This is a genomic window from Burkholderia sp. AU33803 (genome assembly GCF_002223095.1).
Taxonomy (GTDB): domain Bacteria; phylum Pseudomonadota; class Gammaproteobacteria; order Burkholderiales; family Burkholderiaceae; genus Burkholderia.
Genome location: NZ_NKFJ01000007.1, coordinates 395,509 through 412,566, shown reverse-complemented (window position 1 = coordinate 412,566; position 17,058 = coordinate 395,509). Strand labels below are relative to the sequence as shown.

The following is a 17,058-nucleotide window of genomic DNA, read 5'->3' as shown; positions in this document are numbered from 1 at the left end:
TTCCGGAGCAGGCGAAGGAGCTCGGGATCAGCGAAGAGGAAGTGGTGAAGAAGGTGATGCTCGGCAATACGGTCGACGGCGTGTTCACGACCGTTCAGGACGTCGCGCAGACGGTGCTGTTCCTGTCTGCCTTCCCGAGCGCCGCGCTCACGGGCCAGTCCTTCATCGTCAGCCACGGCTGGTTCATGCAATGAAGCCGCACGCCCGCACCGAAAAGCAGGCCGTCGATGCGGCGGACCTGCATCACGAGGCCGGCGCACCGGCCGCCGCGCGCACGCTGCCGTACGAGACGATCGCGCTCGTGCTGCAAGGCGGCGGCGCGCTCGGCGCGTACCAGGCCGGCGTGTTCGAAGGGCTGCACGAGGCGGGCATCCCGCTCGACTGGATCGCGGGCATCTCGATCGGCGCGCTCAACACCGCGCTGATCGCGGGCAATGCGCCCGAGCATCGGGTCGAGCGGCTGCGCGAGTTCTGGGAAACGATCTGCAAGCCGGCGTTCTTCCCGACGATTCCGGCCGCATTCGAGTTCGCGCTGTTCAACAGCATCGACCAGGTCCGCACGTTCTTCACCGCGTCGCAGGCGGCGAGCGCGATGATGCAGGGCCAGCAGGGCTTCTTCGTGCCGCGCTTCCCGCCGCCGCTGCCGGGCGTGTCGGATCATCCGGAGAAGATCAGCTGGTACGACACGTCGCAACTGCGCGCGACGCTGCTGAAGCTGTGCGATTTCGACCGGATCAATTCGGGCGAAACGCGCGTGTCGGTCGGCGCGGTCAACGTCGGTACCGGCAACTTCGTGTACTTCGACAACTCGCGCATCCGTCTCGCGCCCGAGCATTTCATGGCGTCCGGCGCGCTGCCGCCCGCGTTCCCGCCGGTCGAGATCGACGGCGAGTACTACTGGGACGGCGGCGTGGTGTCGAATACGCCGCTGATGGAAGTGCTCCGCGCCCGGCCGCGCCGCGACACGCTCGCGTTCCAGGTCGATCTGTGGAGCGCGCGCGGGCCGCTGCCGCGCACGATGGCCGACGTCGCCGAGCGCACGAAGGACGTGCAGTATTCGAGCCGCACGCGTTTCGTCACCGACACGCTGCAGCGCGAACAGCGCTACCGCAACGTGCTGCGCCACGTGCTCGACCAGGTACCGGAAGCGCAGCGCAAGGCGGATCCGTGGTGCGTCGAGGCCGATGCGATGTCGTGCAGCAAGAAGTACAACATCCAGCACCTGATCTACCAACAGAAGGCGTACGAGCATCACTACAAGGACTATCAGTTCGGTCTGTCGACGATGCGTGACCACTGGTCCGCGGGTCTCGACGACATCCGCAAGACGCTCGCAGTCAAGGACGGCCTCGCGCTGCCCAACAACGACGCGGGCTTCGTGACGCACGACATTCACCGCAAGCGGTAATGCCGTGTGCGACGGATCGGCGCGATGCATGCGCCGGTCCGTCCTCTTCTCCGTTCAGACATGCCGATTTTCATTGCACTGTTCGCGCTCATCGCTCTCGGATGGGGCGCGGTTCACCTGTTTCACGTCATCGCCGCGCAGTTCGGCCAGCCGGTCGCGATCGCGGCCGCCGTGCTCGCCGCCGCGATCCTGATCGCGCTGGTCGCGTGGTGGATCAAGCGCCGCCGCGACATCGCACCGAATACGAAGGAAGAAGGCTGGACCCACGTCGTGCACCGCGCGTGGGGCGAGTTGCGGGTGTCCGCGACGCAGGGGTTGCTGTGGCTGTCGCACGACGGCGCGGACGGCCGCTATACGCTGTCGCAACTCGACGGCTGCCAGGCCGCACCGATCGGCGGCCGCTGGCATCTCGTCGTGCGCGTGCGCGACGCCGTGCGCAGCGAATGGAAGCTGCCGATGACGGACAAGCACGATGCGCAGCGCTGGGCGCGCGTGCTGACGCTCGCGAAGGACAACCGGCTCTGAAGCGCCCTGCCGCGGATGTGCAGGTACTGCCGGCACGAACGACCGGCCGCACCGACGTTCCCGAATGCCGGCGCGCTAGCGCGCCTTCAGCGCCCACAACGCATCGAGCACGTGCTGCGTCGCCCGCTCGACCGGCCCCGCCCGATGGGCAATCCCCAGCTCTCGCCACAGCGCCGGGCGCAACGCCCGCATGACGATGCGTGCGTCGGGTAGCGGCGCACCCGCCTCGTGCGGCAGCAGCGTCGCGCCGTAACCCGCCGCGACCAGGCTCTTGATCGCATCGTTGTAGTTGAGTTCGATCCGCGGCTCCGGCCGATGACCGCCGAGCGCGAACCATTCCGTCGTGAGCCGCGACAGGCGCGTGGTCGCATCGTTGAGAATCAGCGGGCGGGCGGCCAGGTAGCCGGGCGTCACGCGCGCCGGAAGCGGCCAGTCCGCCGGCAAAAACGCCATCACCGGATCGCGCCGCCACGCACGGATCGACAGCCCCGCGACCGCCGTCTGCGGCAGCGCCACCAATCCGACATCGAGCGTGCCCTGCGCAATGCGCGCCAGCGTGTCGTGCGACGTGAGCACCGCGATCTGGACATCGATATCCGGATGCGCATCGCGTAACCGGGCCACCGCCTGCGGCAACAGATGCGCGATCGCCCCGGTCGATGCCCCGAGGCGTACGCGCCCGGACAGCCCCTGCACCTGCCGCTGCACATCGTCCAGCGTGGATTCGACCTCGGCCAGCAGGCGGCGCGCCCGCTCCACCAGCACTTCGCCGATCGGCGACGGCCGCACGTTTCCACGCGTACGCGACAGCAACGGCGCGCCGATCCGGCTTTCCAGTTCGGCAATGTGAAGACTGACGGTCGGCGGCGCGAGATGAAGCCATTGCGCCGCCGCGACAAAGGACCCGTGGTCCGCGATGGCGACCAGCGTGCGCAGGCGGTCCAGGCTGATCTCTCGCATCCTTCACCTCTCGTTCAAGAAAACTGAATCTGGCAGTCAGCAAATTCAACTTTTCCTATTCTAGGTGTTCGGCGGACGATACGGCTTTCCCGACGACCGAACCGAAGGAACGCGACCCTCATGAGCCAGCCCATTGTCTACATCGACGGCGATCAAGGCACGACCGGATTGCTGATCCACGAACGCCTGCGCGGGCGTACCGACCTGCAACTCATCACGCTGCCGGACGCCGAGCGCAAGGATCCCGTGCGGCGCGCCGAAGCGATCAACGCAGCCGACATCACGATCCTGTGCCTGCCCGACGCGGCCGCGCGCGAGGCGGTCGGCTTCATCCGGAATCCGGCGGTACGCGTGATCGACGCGAGTTCGGCCCATCGCACGCAGCCGGATTGGGTCTACGGCTTTCCCGAAATGGCCGGCGGGCACGCGCGGACGATTGCGCACGCGCGGCGTGTCACCAATCCGGGCTGCTACCCGACCGGCGCGATCGCGCTGCTGCGACCGCTGCAACAGGCCGGCCTGCTGCCGCGCGACTACCCGGTGAGCATCCATGCCGTCTCCGGGTACTCGGGCGGCGGACGGGCTGCCGTCGACGCATTCGAGTCGAACGATGCTTCGCAAGCCAAACCGCTACAGGTCTACGGCCTCGCACTCGCGCACAAGCATGTGCCGGAGATCCAGCTGCATGCCGGCCTGACGAGTCGTCCGATGTTCGTGCCGGCCTACGGTGCTTATCGGCAAGGCATCGTGCTCACCGTGCCGATCGAGTTGCGCCTGCTGCCTGCCGGCGTGACCGGTGAGCAATTGCATGCGTGTCTTGCGCACCATTACGCCGGCGCGCGTCACGTCGACGTCACGCCGCTCGCGGAGACGCAAGCGATCACGCATCTCGATCCGCAAGCGCTGAACGGCACGAACGACTTGCGGCTCGGCGTGTTCATCAATGCCGAACACGGCCAGGTACTGCTGTCCGCCGTGTTCGACAATCTCGGCAAAGGGGCATCCGGCGCAGCGGTGCAGAATCTCGACCTGATGCTCGGCGCGGCAAGCGTGGCGAAAGCGGCGTAAGCCGCGTGCGGGCACCCTCGTCGGCCGGCCCTACACATCGCGGCCGCGATGCGAGGGTCACCGTTCGACGCGACCGGGTCGCGACGCGATGGCGAGCCGGAAACGCGGCTTGCCGACGTTCCGCACATGCCCCCGTAAAAGCTCACCTTTAACCAGTTTCAGGCCATGTCGTCACCCGCGGCGGCATTCAAGCCGGCCAGCGTCTCCACCAGAAAATCCACGCACACGCGCACTTTCGCCGACGCCGCCACGCGTTCCGGATACACGGCCCAGATGTTCGCGGGCTGGATTGCGTCCGGCAGCACGCGACACAGCGCGCCGCGTTCGATCAGCGGCGCGGCTTCCCAGATCGAACGCAACACGATGCCGCGCCCGGCCAGTGCCCACTGCACGGCCACTTCGCCATGGTTCGTCGACAGCGCGCCGCCGACCTTCACCGTTGCCGTTTCGCCGCGCACGTTCAGCCGCCACACGCCGAACGGGTGATCGCGCTCCTTGATGGCCAGACAGTCGTGCGACGCGAGATCCGCGAGCGAGCGCGGCGTACCGCGCCGCGCGAGATAGTCGGGCGCGGCACACAGCACGCGGTAGTTCGCGGCGAGGCGGCGCGCGATCAGGTGATCGGCGATCTCGTCGCCGATGCGCACGTCGAGGTCGTAGCCTTCGCCCGCGACGTCGACGAGCCGGTCGAACAGATCGAGCCGCACGTTCAGCTGCGGAAAGCGCGCGGTGAAGTCGAGCAGCGCCGGCGCGATGATGTGCCGGCCGAAGCCGAAGCTGCTCGAAATGCGCAGCGTGCCGCGCGGCACCGTGCGCGTGGTCGACACGTCCTCGACGAGATGATCGACGTCATCGAGGATCTTCTCGGCGCGCGCGTACACGCGTTCGCCGGCTTCCGTCACCGTCACGCGGCGCGTCGAGCGATGCAGCAGGCGCGTGCCGAGCTGCGCCTCGAGCAACGCGATGCGCTTGCTGACATAGGCAGGCGACACCGCGAGCTGCTCGGCGGCCGCGCTGAAGCTGGTCAGGCGGACAACCAGGCTGAACACGCGCAGGTCGTCCAGATTCGGCGATTTATTCACGATTCGTGGAAAGTCGATTAACCTTTCGCACGATTTTAATCTGAATGGAAATAAATAGAATGATGTAACGCGCCGCTACCGCCCGAGGCAGCCGGCCGCCCAGCCAAGGAGATTTGCATGACCGACAGGACTTACAAGATTGCCGTGATTCCCGGCGACGGCATCGGCCGCGAAGTGATGCCCGAGGGCCTGCGCGCACTCGACGCCGTGACCGCACGATTCGGCGTGCGCTTCGACTTCGTCCAGATCGACTGGGCGAGCTGTGACTACTACGCGCAGCACGGCACGATGATGCCGGACGACTGGAAGGCGCAACTGTCGGGCATGGACGCGATCCTGTTCGGCGCGGTCGGCTGGCCGGCGACGGTGCCCGATCACATTTCGCTGTGGGGCTCGCTGCTGAAATTCCGCCGCGAGTTCGACCAGTACATCAACCTGCGTCCCGCACGCCTGTTCGACGGCGTGCCGTCGCCGCTCGCCGGCCGCCGCGCAGGCGACATCGACTTCATGATCGTGCGCGAGAACACCGAGGGCGAATATTCGTCGGTCGGCGGCACGATGTTCGAAGGCACCGAACGCGAGATCGTGATGCAGCAGTCGATCTTCACGCGTCACGGCACCGAGCGCGTGCTGAAATTCGCGTTCGACCTCGCCCAGCGGCGCGCGAAGCGCCTCACCGTCGCGACGAAGAGCAACGGCATCGCAATCAGCATGCCGTGGTGGGACGCGCGCACGGCCGAGATGGCCGAACGCTATCCCGACGTCGCCGTCGACAAGCAGCACATCGACATCCTGTGCGCACGCTTCGTGCTGCAGCCGGACCGCTTCGACGTCGTCGTCGCGTCGAACCTGTTCGGCGACATCCTGTCGGATCTCGGGCCGGCCTGTACCGGCACGATCGGTATCGCGCCGTCGGCGAACCTGAATCCCGACCGCAAGTTTCCGTCGCTGTTCGAACCCGTGCACGGCTCCGCGCCCGACATCGCGGGGCAATTCATCGCGAACCCGGTCGCGATGATCTGGTCGGCAGCGTTGATGCTCGACTTCCTCGGCAACGGCGCGGGCCCCGAACGCGAAGCGCACGACGCAATCGTCGCCGCGATCGAGGACGTGCTGCGCACGGGGCCGCATTCGCGCGATCTGGGCGGCAATGCGGGGACGCAGGAAGTGGGTGAGGCGATCGCCGCGCGGATCGCGGGCTGACGATCGTGCCCGGCGTGATCGCATGCGCCGGGTGGTGACTGCGCGAATCGGCGAGCGGTGATAGGCGAGCGGTGAGCGGTGAGCAACACGCAACGCATTTGCGCACGCGTGCGAATTTCGTCGCCTGCACGGTGGAGTCGAGTGGTGAGCAACGCCGCACCGCAACGCGCACGGCTCTCGCTATCCGTCGACGTTGACGTCGACACGATCGGTGAGTTGCACACCGCGCGCGTGCACACCGATCGTCAATCCACTGCCGGTGCTGTTCGATCGGTGAGATGCGGTGAGATGCGTTATGCCGTGAAGCACACCGTTGCATGCGGACACGTGCATCACGAGATGCCAACATGTGCGGCGCGTTGGCTTTGCCCGATGCGATGCCGCGTCGAACGGCTCACTACACACAGTCCGACGCGACATTTCACCTCCTCCCGAAAAATCTCACCCTCAGCGCACCGACTCCCGAATTTCCTCACCGTTGCATCCCGGTGACGTGTTCGTCGATCCGCCGAGTCGAGCCGACGCGCGCGTCACAGCCCGAGATCGGACAGCCCCGGATGATCGTCCGGACGGCGGCCGAGCGGCCAGTGATAGAGACGATCCTGCTCGCGAATCGGCAGGTCGTTGATGCTCGCGTGACGATGCGCCATCAGGCCATTCTCGTCGAACTCCCAGTTTTCGTTGCCATACGAACGGAACCAGTTGCCGGCGTCGTCATGCCATTCGTATGCAAAGCGCACCGCGATGCGATTGCCGTCGAACGCCCACAGCTCCTTGATCAACCGGTAGTCGAGCTCGCGCGCCCACTTGCGCTGCAGCAGCCCGACGATCTCGTCGCGGCCGGTCACGAATTCCGCACGGTTGCGCCATCGGCTTTGCGGCGTATAGGCGAGTGACACGCGCTGCGGGTCGCGCGTGTTCCACCCGTCCTCGGCGGCGCGCACCTTCTGGCGCGCCGTTTCGAGCGTGAAGGGCGGAACGGGCGGACGGACTTCAGGGGAAGCGGACATGGGTTGCTCCTGGTCAGGTTCTGGCCACGGACGCCCGCGGCCGGTTCGGATTCGCTGCTTCGACTAGCGGGACACCGTGTCGAGCAGCAGTTCGGCCGTTGCGCGCGCGTCGCGCGCAGCGTTTGCATCGCCGTTTACGAGCGCCACGCCGATTGCACCGTCGATCAGCACGAGCCATTGGCGCGCCAGACGCGCGAGCCCGCGGCGCTCGATGCCGGTTTCGTCGGCATACGCATCGAACCGCTCGCGTACGAATGCCAGCAGGCGTGCCTTGTGCTCGCGTGCGACGACGCGCACGGGGTCATCCGCGTCGGGAATCTCGCCCGATGCGTTGAGGAACGCGCAGCCGTGAAAGTCGGGCTGCCCGAACCAGTCGCGCAGCACATCGAACATGCCGAGCAACTGCACGCGCGGCGCCTTGCCGCGCGCCAGCGTGGCATCGACGAACCAGCGCATCCAGCGCTCGTCGCGACGTTCGAGCGCGGCCACGACCAGCGCCTCCTTCGATTCGAAATGCGAATAAAAGCTCTTTCGGGCCGCGCCGGATCGCTTGACGATCGCATCGACGCCGGTGGCATGGATGCCGCCCGAATAGATCAGCGCTTCGGCTGCATCGAGCAGCCGGTCGCGAACGCCCGGTTCGGCGGAAGAGTCGTGAGGTGTGTTCATGGGTTTACGGTAGAACGATCGTTCTCCGTCGTCAACACCCGCATGGAAAAGCCCTGTCGGCGAGAGGGCTGAATCGCGGCCTGGCCGCGTGACGTGGCCCGCCGCGTTTACGACATTTTTGCTTGAAGCGGACGCGCGACGCTCACTACACTTCGGTCACCCTGTCTGGGCGAAAGGACATCATGCAGCGACCGGAATCCGCGCGCCCCGCGCGCGCCTATGCGGCTTATGCGAAGCGGCTCGACGGCCGCGTCGTCGTGCGGCGCTTCGACCCGCGCAGCGATTCGTACGACGCGCTGACCGCGCTGCTGCATCGCGCGTTCGCATCGCTTGGCGCACTGGGCTTCAATTGCCCGGGCGTCGATCAGCCGGCCTCGGCGACACGCGAACGCGTGCTCACCGGCGAGTGCTTCGTCGCGCTCGGCAATGCGCACCTGGTCGCGACGATGACGATGCGTTCGCACGATCCCGATTCCCGCTGCGATCCATACCGCAGCCGGCACGTCGCGACGCTCGGCCAACTGGCCGTCGATCCCGTCTGGCAGGATCGCGGCATCGGCCGTTCGCTGCTCGCGTTCGCGCAACGGCGGGCCGCCGCGCGCGGCGCGACGCACCTCGCGCTCGACGCGCCATCTGCGGCCGTCCGGCTCATCGATTTCTATCGCCGCGAAGGATTTCAGCCGGTCGACGTGATGCGCTTTCCGGGACACAACTACGACAGCGCGATCCTGTGCAAATCCGTCAGCGTCGGGAGCGGTCGCATCGTTGCCGGCGATACGACGCAGTTCGACGTTACGCGGCACGTCGGAGCCGCTTCGTGAAACACGATATGCCGAAGCGCGAGGGTGACGACGATCACACCGGGCTCGACGTCCGGCAGGCACGGTTGCGCGCGGCGCGGCGGCTGCGCGGCGTGTTGAAGCTGACGCTTCTCACGATCGCGGTCGCCCAAGCGCTGGCGTTCGCGTTCGAAAGCCTGCTGGTGATGGCCGGCTTCGCGCCGGATGCCGCGACGGTGCTGCTGTTCCGCTTCGTCACGTGCGCGCTCGTCAGCTTCTGGCTGCAGGCGGACGCGTTGCGCGCCTATCAATACGCGGCGCAACACGGGTTCGTCACCGTTCCCGGCGCGCACGGCGATCCGGCCGACATCGCGCCGCAATGCCCGAAGCGCTGGCTCGTCATGTTGAGTCTTCAGCTCGACCCGCGAGGGGCGAATGGTGAGCGGATCAAGTAGCGGCCTGCGCACCGGTCGATATCCATCGATGTCGATCGCTTTACGCATGAGTGAGTCGCAACGACGCGTGAAGGCTCACGGTTGATGGTGCGGTTCGGCGAGGCATCGCATGGCGTACGTAGCGAACCATCGCGCCGCAAGCCAGGAGGGAAGTGCCCGGAAGAGGGGGAGCAAGTGCCGAACGGCGTGATGGCGCGTAGCGGGACGACTGCCGACAGGTGAAGTGAACGTGCGATTGCAGGTCACCGATGTGCGACGGTGCCGCGATTCGGTGCGCAAACACAGCTCCCGAATAATCTCACCTTGAGCGCGGCTTCGCGTGTTTCGACTCGCACACGCAGACGTCAAACAGAAACGGGGCGGGCGGCAAACACGCCGCACCGCCCCTTCTCGGCACTCAGGCCGTCCAGTCGAGAATCACCTTGCCGCTTTCACCCGACAACATCGCGGCGAAGCCTTTCTCGTAATCGTCAGCCGCAAAGCGATGCGTGATGATCGGCGACAGGTCGAGGCCGCTCTGCAGCATCGCGACCATCTTGTACCAGGTCTCGAACATCTCGCGACCGTAGATGCCCTTGATCTCGAGCCCCTTGAAGATCACCTGGTTCCAGTCGATCGCCGTCTGCGCCGGCGGAATGCCGAGCAGCGCGACCTTGCCGCCGTGGTTCATCGCCTCGAGCATGCTCGTGAACGCGCTCGGCACGCCCGACATTTCGAGGCCGACGTCGAAGCCTTCGGTCATGTGCAGGTCGGACATCACGTCGCGCAGAGACTCGCGCGCGACGTTGACCGCACGCGTCGCGCCCATCTTGCGCGCGAGTTCGAGCCGGTAGTCGTTGATGTCGGTGATGACGACGTTGCGCGCGCCGACGTGCTTCGCGATCGCGACGGCCATGATGCCGATCGGGCCGGCGCCGGTGATCAGCACGTCTTCGCCGACGAGGTTGAATGACAGCGCCGTGTGCGTCGCGTTGCCGAACGGATCGAAGATCGATGCGAGGTCGTCGGAAATCTCGGGTGGAATCTTGAATGCGTTGAACGCGGGAATCGCCAGATACTCGGCGAACGCGCCTTCGCGGTTCACGCCGACGCCGACCGTGTTGCGGCACAGATGCCGGCGCCCCGCGCGACAGTTGCGGCAGAACCCGCACGTGATGTGGCCTTCGCCGGACACGCGATCGCCGATCGCGAAGCCGCGCACTTCCTGCCCCATCTCGACAATCTCGCCGACATATTCGTGGCCGACGTGCATCGGCACGGGAATCGTCTTCTGCGCCCAGTCGTCCCACTTCCAGATATGGATGTCGGTGCCGCAGATCGCCGTGCGGCGGATCTTGATCAGAACGTCGTTGTGGCCGACTTCGGGGCGCTTCACGCGCGTGAGCGTGAGGCCGGGGCCGCGCTCGAGCTTTGCCAGTGCTTTCATGATCGCGCCTCCGTCAGATGATGCCGAGCGACTTGCCGACGCGCACGAACGCGGCGACCGCCTGGTCGATCTGCTCGGGCGTATGCGCGGCGCTCATCTGCGTGCGGATGCGCGCGCGGCCGCGCGGTACGACAGGGAACGAGAAGCCGATCACGTAGACACCTTCGTCGAGCAGCTTGTCGGCCATGTTCGTCGCGAGCTGCGCGTCGCCGAGCATCACCGGGATGATCGGATGCGCGCCGGGCACGAGCGTGAAGCCGGCTTCGGTCATCTGCTGGCGGAACCGCGCGCCGTTTTCGCGCACGCGCTCGCGCAGCTTCGCGCCTTCGTCGCTGCCGAGCAGCTCCAGCACCTTCAGCGATGCCGCGGCGATGCTCGGCGTGAGCGTGTTCGAGAACAGGTACGGGCGCGAGCGCTGGCGCAGGAGTTCGATGACCTCGCGACGCGCGGCGACATAGCCGCCCGATGCACCGCCGAGCGCCTTGCCGAGCGTGCCCGTGATGATGTCGACGCGGCCTTCGACGCCGCAGTGCTCGGGCGTGCCGCGGCCCTGCGTGCCGATGAAGCCGACCGCGTGCGAATCGTCGACCATCACGATCGCGCCGTAACGATCGGCGAGATCGCAGATGCCTTTGAGATCGGCGATGATGCCGTCCATCGAGAACACGCCGTCGGTCGCGATCAGCTTGTGGCGCGCGCCCGCCGCGTCGGCCTCCTTGAGCTTCGCCTCGAGGTCGGCCAGGTCGTTGTTCTTGTAGCGGAAGCGCTTCGCCTTGCAGAGGCGAACGCCGTCGATGATGCTCGCGTGGTTCAGCTCGTCGCTGATCACCGCGTCGTTCTCGTCGAGCAGCGTCTCGAACAGCCCGCCGTTCGCGTCGAAGCAGCTCGAATAGAGGATGCTGTCCTCGGTGCCGAGAAACGCGGCCAGCGCGCTTTCCAGTTGCTTGTGCACGGTTTGCGTGCCGCAGATGAAGCGTACCGATGCCATGCCGAAGCCGTCCTGGTCGAGGCCGGCCTTCGCCGCGTCGATCAGGCGCGAATCGTTCGCCAGACCCAGATAGTTGTTCGCGCAGAAATTGAGCACGCCGGCACCACCGGCGAGCCGCACGTCCGCCGCCTGGGGACTCGCGATCTCGCGCTCGGTCTTGTAAAAACCGTCCGCACGGATCTGGTCCAGCGTCCCGCGCACCTGGGCGAGAAAGGCATCACGCATCGCAAAGCTCCTGACAGGGTTTCGCATTCCGCAACGCGCCACTCGTGGCGGCGGGGCAGCGGCCTGCTACTGTTATAGTCGGTCGTTCGGTTGACCGCATTTATCCGATATTCCGAACTAGAATTCGAAATATCGAACAACTCTAAGCGAACGGAATCCAAATGGCAAGTTCCTCCGGTTCGCGGCGCACGCCCGCCAGCGCCGCCCCGCAACCGCCGGCCGCAACGCCGCCGCGTGTCGGCGAGCAGATCCAGCGGCTGCGCAACGAACGCAAGCTGACGCTCGACGACCTGTCGCGCGCGGCCGGCGTATCGAAATCGATGCTCTCCGAGATCGAACGCGACAAGGCCAACCCGACGATCGCCGTGGCGTGGCGGCTGACGAACGCGCTCGGCATCACGCTCGACGAGCTGTTCTCGCAGCCGAAGGCGCCCGAGACGATCCGCGTAGACGGCCCGCACGACATCCCGACACTCGCCGGCCACGACGGCCGCTACCAGTTGCGTGTGTGGGGCCCGATCGACCTCGCCGGCAAGTTCGAGTGGTACGAGCTGACGCTGCCGGGCGGCGGTGCACTGGTATCGAACGCCCACGAACCCGGCACGCGCGAGCACCTCACCGTGCTGCAGGGCGCGATGGAAATCGAAGCCGCGGCCGCCAGCCGGCGCCTGAAGGTGGGCGACACCGCGCGCTACCCGGCCGACGAGCCGCACGCAATCCGCAATCCCGGCAAGACCGAAGCGCGGGCATTGCTGATCGTGATCCATCGCTGACGGCGCGCATAGCTGGCCAAACGGCCAAAGGATCTGTTGCAGGCCAGTTGCGGAAAATACTGTATGTTTGTACAGTATACGGACATTCCGCCATGCATGGGCCGGAGCCGGCGCACCGAGGCGCCAGCCCGGTCGACAGGAGCCTGCAATGACAGAAGAACAAGATTTGGCCGCGCTCAGCTTCAAGGCTGCCGCGCACGACCTCGAGCTGATCGTCCGGCATATCGCCGGGCGCTACATCCACCAGCGCGTCCCGCTGACGTGGCGGCTGCTGCACGCCATCGAGGCCGAGGCGCTTGCCGATCTCGGCTTTGCCAGCCGGCACGAGGCCGGCATGCGTCAATTGTTCGAGCGACCGTTGGACATGACGTTTCCCGAAACGGACGATCCGATCGACTTCGGGCGCTCGAATGCGCTGCCCGCCGTATTTTCGTTCGCGGTTCTCGCGTATGAAGCGGCGTCAACCGCGTCGAACGACACGGCGCCGCCCGCGCGCGTTCATCGCCCGGCCAAGGCGTGGGGCGACTGATTCCCAGCCCGGGCCGCCGCGTATGGCGGCCTTGTCCAGCCTCTTGCTGCCCGAGACGTTGCGGAAAGGGCTACCATATACGCAACTAACGGAATAACTCACATGTCTCTTCCCGCCTCTCCCGACACCCCGGCACGCCCGGAAGAAACAGATCTGTTCGACCGCGGCGCATCCGACTGGATCGTCTCGCCGGAAGCCGCATTCGATGCCTGGCTCGCAATGCAGGACTATCGCCGCTCGTCAGCCGACGTCTACCGCGCTCAATGGGGCGCGTTCCTCACCTGGATGCGCGCGCACCAGAAGAATCTGGCCACGGTCGATACCGCAACCATCGCGAATTTCGTCGGCGAACTGCCGATCCGGAAAACCCAGCGAATGCGCTATCTGCGACTGATCGAGCGCGTGCTCGACCACATCCGCCGCACCGAATACGCGTCGACCAACCCGGCCCGGTTCATTGCTCAGGACGGCGAAGCGAACTGGCGCAAGGCGCGCGACAACGAACCGACCGGTTTCCTCACGCCGGCCGAGCGCGCGACGTTGCTCGCGTACCTGTTCTCGCCGATCGGTGTATCCGGTTCCGCGTACTGGAAAGAGCGGCGCGACCGCGCACTCGTTGCCGCCTTTCTCGGTGCCGGCATCAAAACCGGCGAAGCGCGCGCGCTTACGATTAGTTGCATCAATACGAGTGGAACGTCACTGCGGATCGAGTCGACGCATCCGGATTTCGCACGCGAAACTCACCTGGCATCGTTCGCGATCGCCCTGCTGGAAGCCTGGCTCACCGAGCGCAAGCGCCAGGAGATTCCGGGGGAGCTCGTGTTCCCCGCATCCCATGCCGGGCGGCCGATGCACAAGGCGACGATGCTGCGCGCGATCGACGCGATCGTCGAATCCGCCGGGCTCACGTCGTCGCGCACCGCGCGCGCGAGCCCGCAAACGCTGCGCAATACCTACGCGGCCGAACTGTTCGAACACGACGTGCCGCCCGAACGGGTCGGTAAATGGCTGGGCTTCATGCGGCCGATCTCGTCGAACCGCCTGCATCGTGCATGGAAGAACTGGCGCGACGGTCTGGCCGACGGCAACGGTGACGCGTCCGACAGCGACGAAACTCACTGATCACGAATGCGCTGCTCACGCGAAGCGATGCGTGAGCAGCCTTGTGTGGCGTAGCCTCACCGTTTCACAGCTCCCGAAAAACCTCACCTCAAGCTCCCCGGATCGTCTCACCTGTGCCGCACGGCCTGTGCGGGCGTCACGTGTGCGCGAATCGCGCGACCGCTTCGAATCGGGACGGCCATGCGCCCGAAGCATGCTCGCACTCGGGGCAGGCCACTTCGAAACCTTCTTCGCCGTGTGACAGCTCCGGCTCACCGTCGCAATGCGGACAATGGGCCGGCACCGGAATCTCCTGATCCAGCGACGTGCCGATCGCGGCAAACGCCTCCGCATCCAGTTGCCCGGCATCGGCCAGACGGCGGATCAGCGCGGCGATTTCCGGACTCATGCCGCGGCTCGCGCGCAACGAACTCACATCGCGCGTCGCACGTTCCAGTTCATCACCCTGGCTGCGCAACTGTTCTTCGAGCCGGTCGGCACGTGCCTTGGCCGAACTCAACTGCTGCAGGAAATCGAACTCCTTGCGCTGAACGTCGCGCAAACCGCTCTGGTAGGTCGACGCCATGCTGCGCAGCGAATCCAGCTCGACCAGCATCGGCTTCACGCGGCGTTCCGCTTCAGCCACGGCGTCCTTGATTTGTTGCGCGTAGTGCTCGGTGCGCTGCTGCAGTTCGGCCTGCAGCGCATCGATGCGGTCGCGCAGCGCCGCATTTTGCGTCTGCTCGGCTTCGACGCGTCCGGCGGCCGCGGCCAGCTCCTTCTCCAGTCGGGCGACTGTGGTGAGCAACGTCGCCTCGCTGGCCGAACCGTGCGTCGTTTGCGACGCGAGCTGGACCTCGAGTTCGGTCACGCGTGCCTGCAACTGCTCGTTTTTCGCTTCGCCACGCGCGAGCGCGGCTTCGAGCGTCTCCTGGCGGACGGTTGCGTCGCGCAACCGCTGTTCGGCGTCGGCAACGCCGGCGCGAACCTGCTCGCGATCTGCATCCAGACTGTCCCGCGCGGCTTTCAACGCTTCTTCATAGAGTGCGCCGAGCAGTGCACCCGCCTTTTCCTCGACGGCTTTGGGGATCGCGGCACCGTCTAGCCTGATTTTGGAGGCGGAACGGATGCGCTCCCAGAAATGGTCGATGTCTTTCGGGATATCGCTGGCGCTGCCGGTCTGGGTGAGATCGCGGACATTGGCAGCCGACGGCCTGATGCCAAGATCGAAGAACAACCGCTTGCATGCGTGCAGCGACAGTTCCTGCCGTCGCGCACCGCTTGCACGCAGCGATTCCAGTTCGTCCCGAATGGCCTGGCGTATTTCGTCGAGGGTCATCTCTGTGCTCGCAGACATTCAAATGTTGCAATCATAACGAAATACGTATCTATCGATACTTCTTTCGGCTTGCCGTTGTGAATTTACGTCGCTTTGCACAGAAAGCGGGTCTGTGAGCCGATCCAGACGACCGTGGCCGAAGATTCCGTGAAACAAAGCGAAGAAAGTCAGCCAAGTCCTTGTCTTGCAAGCATTTTCCTGCGGACCCCGAATTTCGGCATTTGTTTCACATGACAGCGGATCCGATTGCCTGTCGGTGGTCAGGGGTTGGGGTGTCTGTGGAAAACTCGTCAGCCGATGTCTTGAGAGTATTAGAAGTAAACACCCTTGAACCCTTAGTTAAAAACGTTAACGCCACGGCACAGCCTTATGCGGCAAGGCTTTCCGGCCGACAAGGTGAAGTTTTACGGGAGCCAAGGTGATCTCCTGCGGGAGCTGACGTGATGGGGTTCAGGGAGCTGCGTGAGCCGTTGCGGGAAAGGTCGTGAGCGGATTCGGGATCACAGTGAAACACGAGATTTACCAAAGGTGAGGTTTTTCGGGGCCTCACAGCCACAGAACCCACGCGGTGCCTCGCTGCACAGTTTTCTGCCTGTGCAGACACAGGTGAGAATTTGCGGGACCTTCTTCGTGCCCCGATTCTGCCCATCTTTTAGGCAGTTTTTCTGAAAGGTGAGGTTTCACGGGACTCCACGGGAATTTGGTGTGAGGATTTCCGGGAAACGACCGCCATTTTGCACAGCAAAAGCGCCTGTGGGGGCCTGTGAAGCCCTAAAGGTGAGGTTTTTCGGGAGGGAAATTCGGGTTTTCCTGCCCGGACCTCCTTGAGGTGAGATTTTTCGGGGCCCCGATCACAGGCTGTGATGCCGGCCACAGGTGAGACTTTTCGGGAATGGAATTTGCCCGAAAAATGGGCAAAGGTGAGGTTTTTCGGGACCGGTGAATGGCTGAATTCGTCGAAAAGCCCGCCAGGACTGGAAGAAATCTCGTTTTTGCTGTGCCACTTTTTGGCACAGGTGAGATTTTTCGGGGCCCGACATGAGGTTGTCGTATGAAGGATTTCCGTCGAAAGGTGAGGCTTTTCGGGGGATGTCGGCGGTGCACAGCCAAATGCCATCTGTGCATAAGTATCGGAAGGCATTGGGGTTTTTGATACCGAGGCGGTTACGGTGAGGTTTTTCGGGAGTCGTTTCCCTGCCTGTAGCAGCACAGCGATTTTTGGGTAAGGTGAGCGTTTTCGGGAGGCCTTGGGAGTGAATCCCCCGCGTGTCGGGCATTCGCCGATATCCGGACGAATGAAATCACTGTGCTCAAGGTGAGTATTTTCGGGGCCCGATACGGTTTGTGCGCTGTACAATGCGCGCCCGGCCCGGAAAAGCATGCTTGATCGGGTCGCGCGGGCCGGTTTCGCAGGCGTCTTTCGGGATGTCGGATCCGATTCCGATTTCCTGCCAGGTCACGCCTGTACATGCATACAGGCCGATGGAGGGCGATCGGGGACGCGTGCCGACGTGGGAT

The 17,058-nt window shown here is 65.1% G+C and carries 17 protein-coding genes and 1 pseudogene; 10 read left to right on the top strand and 8 right to left on the bottom strand.

The window, feature by feature from the left end; all coding sequences use genetic code 11:
* From CFB41_RS31515 to CFB41_RS31505, 3 genes and pseudogenes are all read left to right on the top strand, one after another.
* Positions 1–194: pseudogene (locus tag CFB41_RS31515) on the top strand (3-hydroxybutyrate dehydrogenase); the annotation flags it as partial.
* Positions 191–1,408 carry a patatin-like phospholipase family protein gene (locus CFB41_RS31510; protein ID WP_179243675.1) on the top strand — a complete coding sequence of 406 codons (1,218 nt, stop codon included), beginning with the start codon at positions 191–193 and terminating at the stop codon, positions 1,406–1,408. The pseudogene CFB41_RS31515 and the gene CFB41_RS31510, both read left to right, overlap by 4 nt.
* Positions 1,409–1,468: 60 nt before the next feature.
* Positions 1,469–1,933 (top strand): hypothetical protein, encoded by a 465-nt coding sequence (locus tag CFB41_RS31505; protein ID WP_089459280.1) that lies wholly within the window; start codon positions 1,469–1,471, stop codon positions 1,931–1,933.
* A gap of 75 nt (positions 1,934–2,008) precedes the next feature.
* On the opposite strand, the gene CFB41_RS31500 is transcribed toward CFB41_RS31505, so the two are convergent.
* Positions 2,009–2,893, bottom strand: a complete 885-nt coding sequence (locus tag CFB41_RS31500; RefSeq protein WP_089443708.1) for a LysR family transcriptional regulator — start codon at positions 2,891–2,893, stop codon at positions 2,009–2,011.
* A 120-nt stretch (positions 2,894–3,013) separates the two neighbouring features.
* Between CFB41_RS31500 and argC the strand changes: the two genes are divergently transcribed.
* Complete coding sequence (gene argC / locus CFB41_RS31495; RefSeq protein ID WP_089459279.1) at positions 3,014–3,961, top strand: N-acetyl-gamma-glutamyl-phosphate reductase; 948 nt, start codon at positions 3,014–3,016, stop codon at positions 3,959–3,961.
* 158 nt (positions 3,962–4,119) lie between these two features.
* On the opposite strand, the gene CFB41_RS31490 is transcribed toward argC, so the two are convergent.
* Entirely contained in the window at positions 4,120–5,043 is a 924-nt protein-coding gene (locus tag CFB41_RS31490) for a LysR substrate-binding domain-containing protein (RefSeq protein WP_089459278.1), read from the bottom strand.
* A gap of 117 nt (positions 5,044–5,160) precedes the next feature.
* On the opposite strand from CFB41_RS31490, the gene CFB41_RS31485 reads away from it, so the two are divergent.
* Entirely contained in the window at positions 5,161–6,246 is a 1,086-nt protein-coding gene (locus tag CFB41_RS31485) for a tartrate dehydrogenase (protein ID WP_089459277.1), read from the top strand.
* A 530-nt stretch (positions 6,247–6,776) separates the two neighbouring features.
* Here the strand turns inward: CFB41_RS31485 and CFB41_RS31480 are convergent.
* Both CFB41_RS31480 and CFB41_RS31475 read right to left on the bottom strand, forming a co-directional pair.
* A complete protein-coding gene (locus tag CFB41_RS31480; protein WP_039344601.1) occupies positions 6,777–7,256 on the bottom strand; it encodes a nuclear transport factor 2 family protein in 480 nt (159 codons plus the stop codon).
* Positions 7,257–7,319: 63 nt separating this feature from the next.
* Positions 7,320–7,925, bottom strand: coding sequence for a TetR/AcrR family transcriptional regulator (locus CFB41_RS31475; RefSeq protein WP_089459276.1), 606 nt, complete (start codon positions 7,923–7,925; stop codon positions 7,320–7,322).
* 182 nt (positions 7,926–8,107) lie between these two features.
* On the opposite strand from CFB41_RS31475, the gene CFB41_RS31470 reads away from it, so the two are divergent.
* Together CFB41_RS31470 and CFB41_RS31465 are read left to right on the top strand one after the other, a co-directional pair.
* Positions 8,108–8,746: a GNAT family N-acetyltransferase gene (locus tag CFB41_RS31470; RefSeq protein ID WP_089459275.1), complete on the top strand. Its 639-nt coding sequence runs from the start codon at positions 8,108–8,110 to the stop codon at positions 8,744–8,746.
* Positions 8,743–9,159 carry a hypothetical protein gene (locus tag CFB41_RS31465; RefSeq protein WP_256941308.1) on the top strand — a complete coding sequence of 139 codons (417 nt, stop codon included), beginning with the start codon at positions 8,743–8,745 and terminating at the stop codon, positions 9,157–9,159. Before CFB41_RS31470 ends, CFB41_RS31465 begins: the two co-directional genes overlap by 4 nt.
* Positions 9,160–9,556: 397 nt before the next feature.
* Here CFB41_RS31465 and tdh read toward each other — a convergent pair whose 3' ends face one another.
* Complete coding sequence (tdh, locus tag CFB41_RS31460) at positions 9,557–10,585, bottom strand: L-threonine 3-dehydrogenase (protein WP_011356765.1); 1,029 nt, start codon at positions 10,583–10,585, stop codon at positions 9,557–9,559.
* Positions 10,586–10,598: 13 nt separating this feature from the next.
* Positions 10,599–11,798 carry a glycine C-acetyltransferase gene (locus CFB41_RS31455; protein WP_089459273.1) on the bottom strand — a complete coding sequence of 400 codons (1,200 nt, stop codon included), beginning with the start codon at positions 11,796–11,798 and terminating at the stop codon, positions 10,599–10,601.
* Between the two features lie 161 nt (positions 11,799–11,959).
* Between CFB41_RS31455 and CFB41_RS31450 the strand changes: the two genes are divergently transcribed.
* The 3 genes from CFB41_RS31450 to CFB41_RS31440 all read left to right on the top strand — a co-directional run bounded on the left by CFB41_RS31450 (position 11,960) and on the right by CFB41_RS31440 (position 14,222).
* Positions 11,960–12,571 carry a helix-turn-helix domain-containing protein gene (locus CFB41_RS31450; protein ID WP_089443717.1) on the top strand — a complete coding sequence of 204 codons (612 nt, stop codon included), beginning with the start codon at positions 11,960–11,962 and terminating at the stop codon, positions 12,569–12,571.
* 148 nt (positions 12,572–12,719) lie between these two features.
* Positions 12,720–13,100, top strand: a complete 381-nt coding sequence (locus CFB41_RS31445) for a DUF2471 family protein (protein WP_089443718.1) — start codon at positions 12,720–12,722, stop codon at positions 13,098–13,100.
* Between the two features lie 102 nt (positions 13,101–13,202).
* Positions 13,203–14,222 (top strand): tyrosine-type recombinase/integrase, encoded by a 1,020-nt coding sequence (locus tag CFB41_RS31440; RefSeq protein WP_089443719.1) that lies wholly within the window; start codon positions 13,203–13,205, stop codon positions 14,220–14,222.
* 136 nt (positions 14,223–14,358) lie between these two features.
* On the opposite strand, the gene CFB41_RS31435 is transcribed toward CFB41_RS31440, so the two are convergent.
* Both CFB41_RS31435 and CFB41_RS37865 read right to left on the bottom strand, forming a co-directional pair.
* Complete coding sequence (locus CFB41_RS31435; RefSeq protein ID WP_089459272.1) at positions 14,359–15,540, bottom strand: DNA-binding protein; 1,182 nt, start codon at positions 15,538–15,540, stop codon at positions 14,359–14,361.
* 652 nt (positions 15,541–16,192) lie between these two features.
* On the bottom strand, positions 16,193–16,921 hold the full coding sequence (locus tag CFB41_RS37865) for a hypothetical protein (protein WP_144029978.1): 729 nt from the start codon (positions 16,919–16,921) through the stop codon (positions 16,193–16,195).
* Between the last annotated feature and the right edge of the window lie 137 nt (positions 16,922–17,058).

What these genes read in the sequence shown, in the direction of transcription:
- CFB41_RS31510 (WP_179243675.1), top strand. Translation starts at nt 191, where the DNA reads ATGAAGCCGCACGCCCGCACCGAAAAGCAGGCCGTCGATGCGGCGGAC.
- CFB41_RS31505 (WP_089459280.1), top strand. Translation starts at nt 1,469, where the DNA reads ATGCCGATTTTCATTGCACTGTTCGCGCTCATCGCTCTCGGATGGGGC.
- CFB41_RS31500 (WP_089443708.1), bottom strand. Translation starts at nt 2,893, where the DNA reads ATGCGAGAGATCAGCCTGGACCGCCTGCGCACGCTGGTCGCCATCGCG.
- argC (WP_089459279.1), top strand. Translation starts at nt 3,014, where the DNA reads ATGAGCCAGCCCATTGTCTACATCGACGGCGATCAAGGCACGACCGGA.
- CFB41_RS31485 (WP_089459277.1), top strand. Translation starts at nt 5,161, where the DNA reads ATGACCGACAGGACTTACAAGATTGCCGTGATTCCCGGCGACGGCATC.
- CFB41_RS31480 (WP_039344601.1), bottom strand. Translation starts at nt 7,256, where the DNA reads ATGTCCGCTTCCCCTGAAGTCCGTCCGCCCGTTCCGCCCTTCACGCTC.
- CFB41_RS31475 (WP_089459276.1), bottom strand. Translation starts at nt 7,925, where the DNA reads ATGAACACACCTCACGACTCTTCCGCCGAACCGGGCGTTCGCGACCGG.
- CFB41_RS31470 (WP_089459275.1), top strand. Translation starts at nt 8,108, where the DNA reads ATGCAGCGACCGGAATCCGCGCGCCCCGCGCGCGCCTATGCGGCTTAT.
- tdh (WP_011356765.1), bottom strand. Translation starts at nt 10,585, where the DNA reads ATGAAAGCACTGGCAAAGCTCGAGCGCGGCCCCGGCCTCACGCTCACG.
- CFB41_RS31455 (WP_089459273.1), bottom strand. Translation starts at nt 11,798, where the DNA reads ATGCGTGATGCCTTTCTCGCCCAGGTGCGCGGGACGCTGGACCAGATC.
- CFB41_RS31450 (WP_089443717.1), top strand. Translation starts at nt 11,960, where the DNA reads ATGGCAAGTTCCTCCGGTTCGCGGCGCACGCCCGCCAGCGCCGCCCCG.
- CFB41_RS31445 (WP_089443718.1), top strand. Translation starts at nt 12,720, where the DNA reads ATGACAGAAGAACAAGATTTGGCCGCGCTCAGCTTCAAGGCTGCCGCG.
- CFB41_RS31440 (WP_089443719.1), top strand. Translation starts at nt 13,203, where the DNA reads ATGTCTCTTCCCGCCTCTCCCGACACCCCGGCACGCCCGGAAGAAACA.
- CFB41_RS31435 (WP_089459272.1), bottom strand. Translation starts at nt 15,540, where the DNA reads ATGACCCTCGACGAAATACGCCAGGCCATTCGGGACGAACTGGAATCG.
- CFB41_RS37865 (WP_144029978.1), bottom strand. Translation starts at nt 16,921, where the DNA reads ATGCTTTTCCGGGCCGGGCGCGCATTGTACAGCGCACAAACCGTATCG.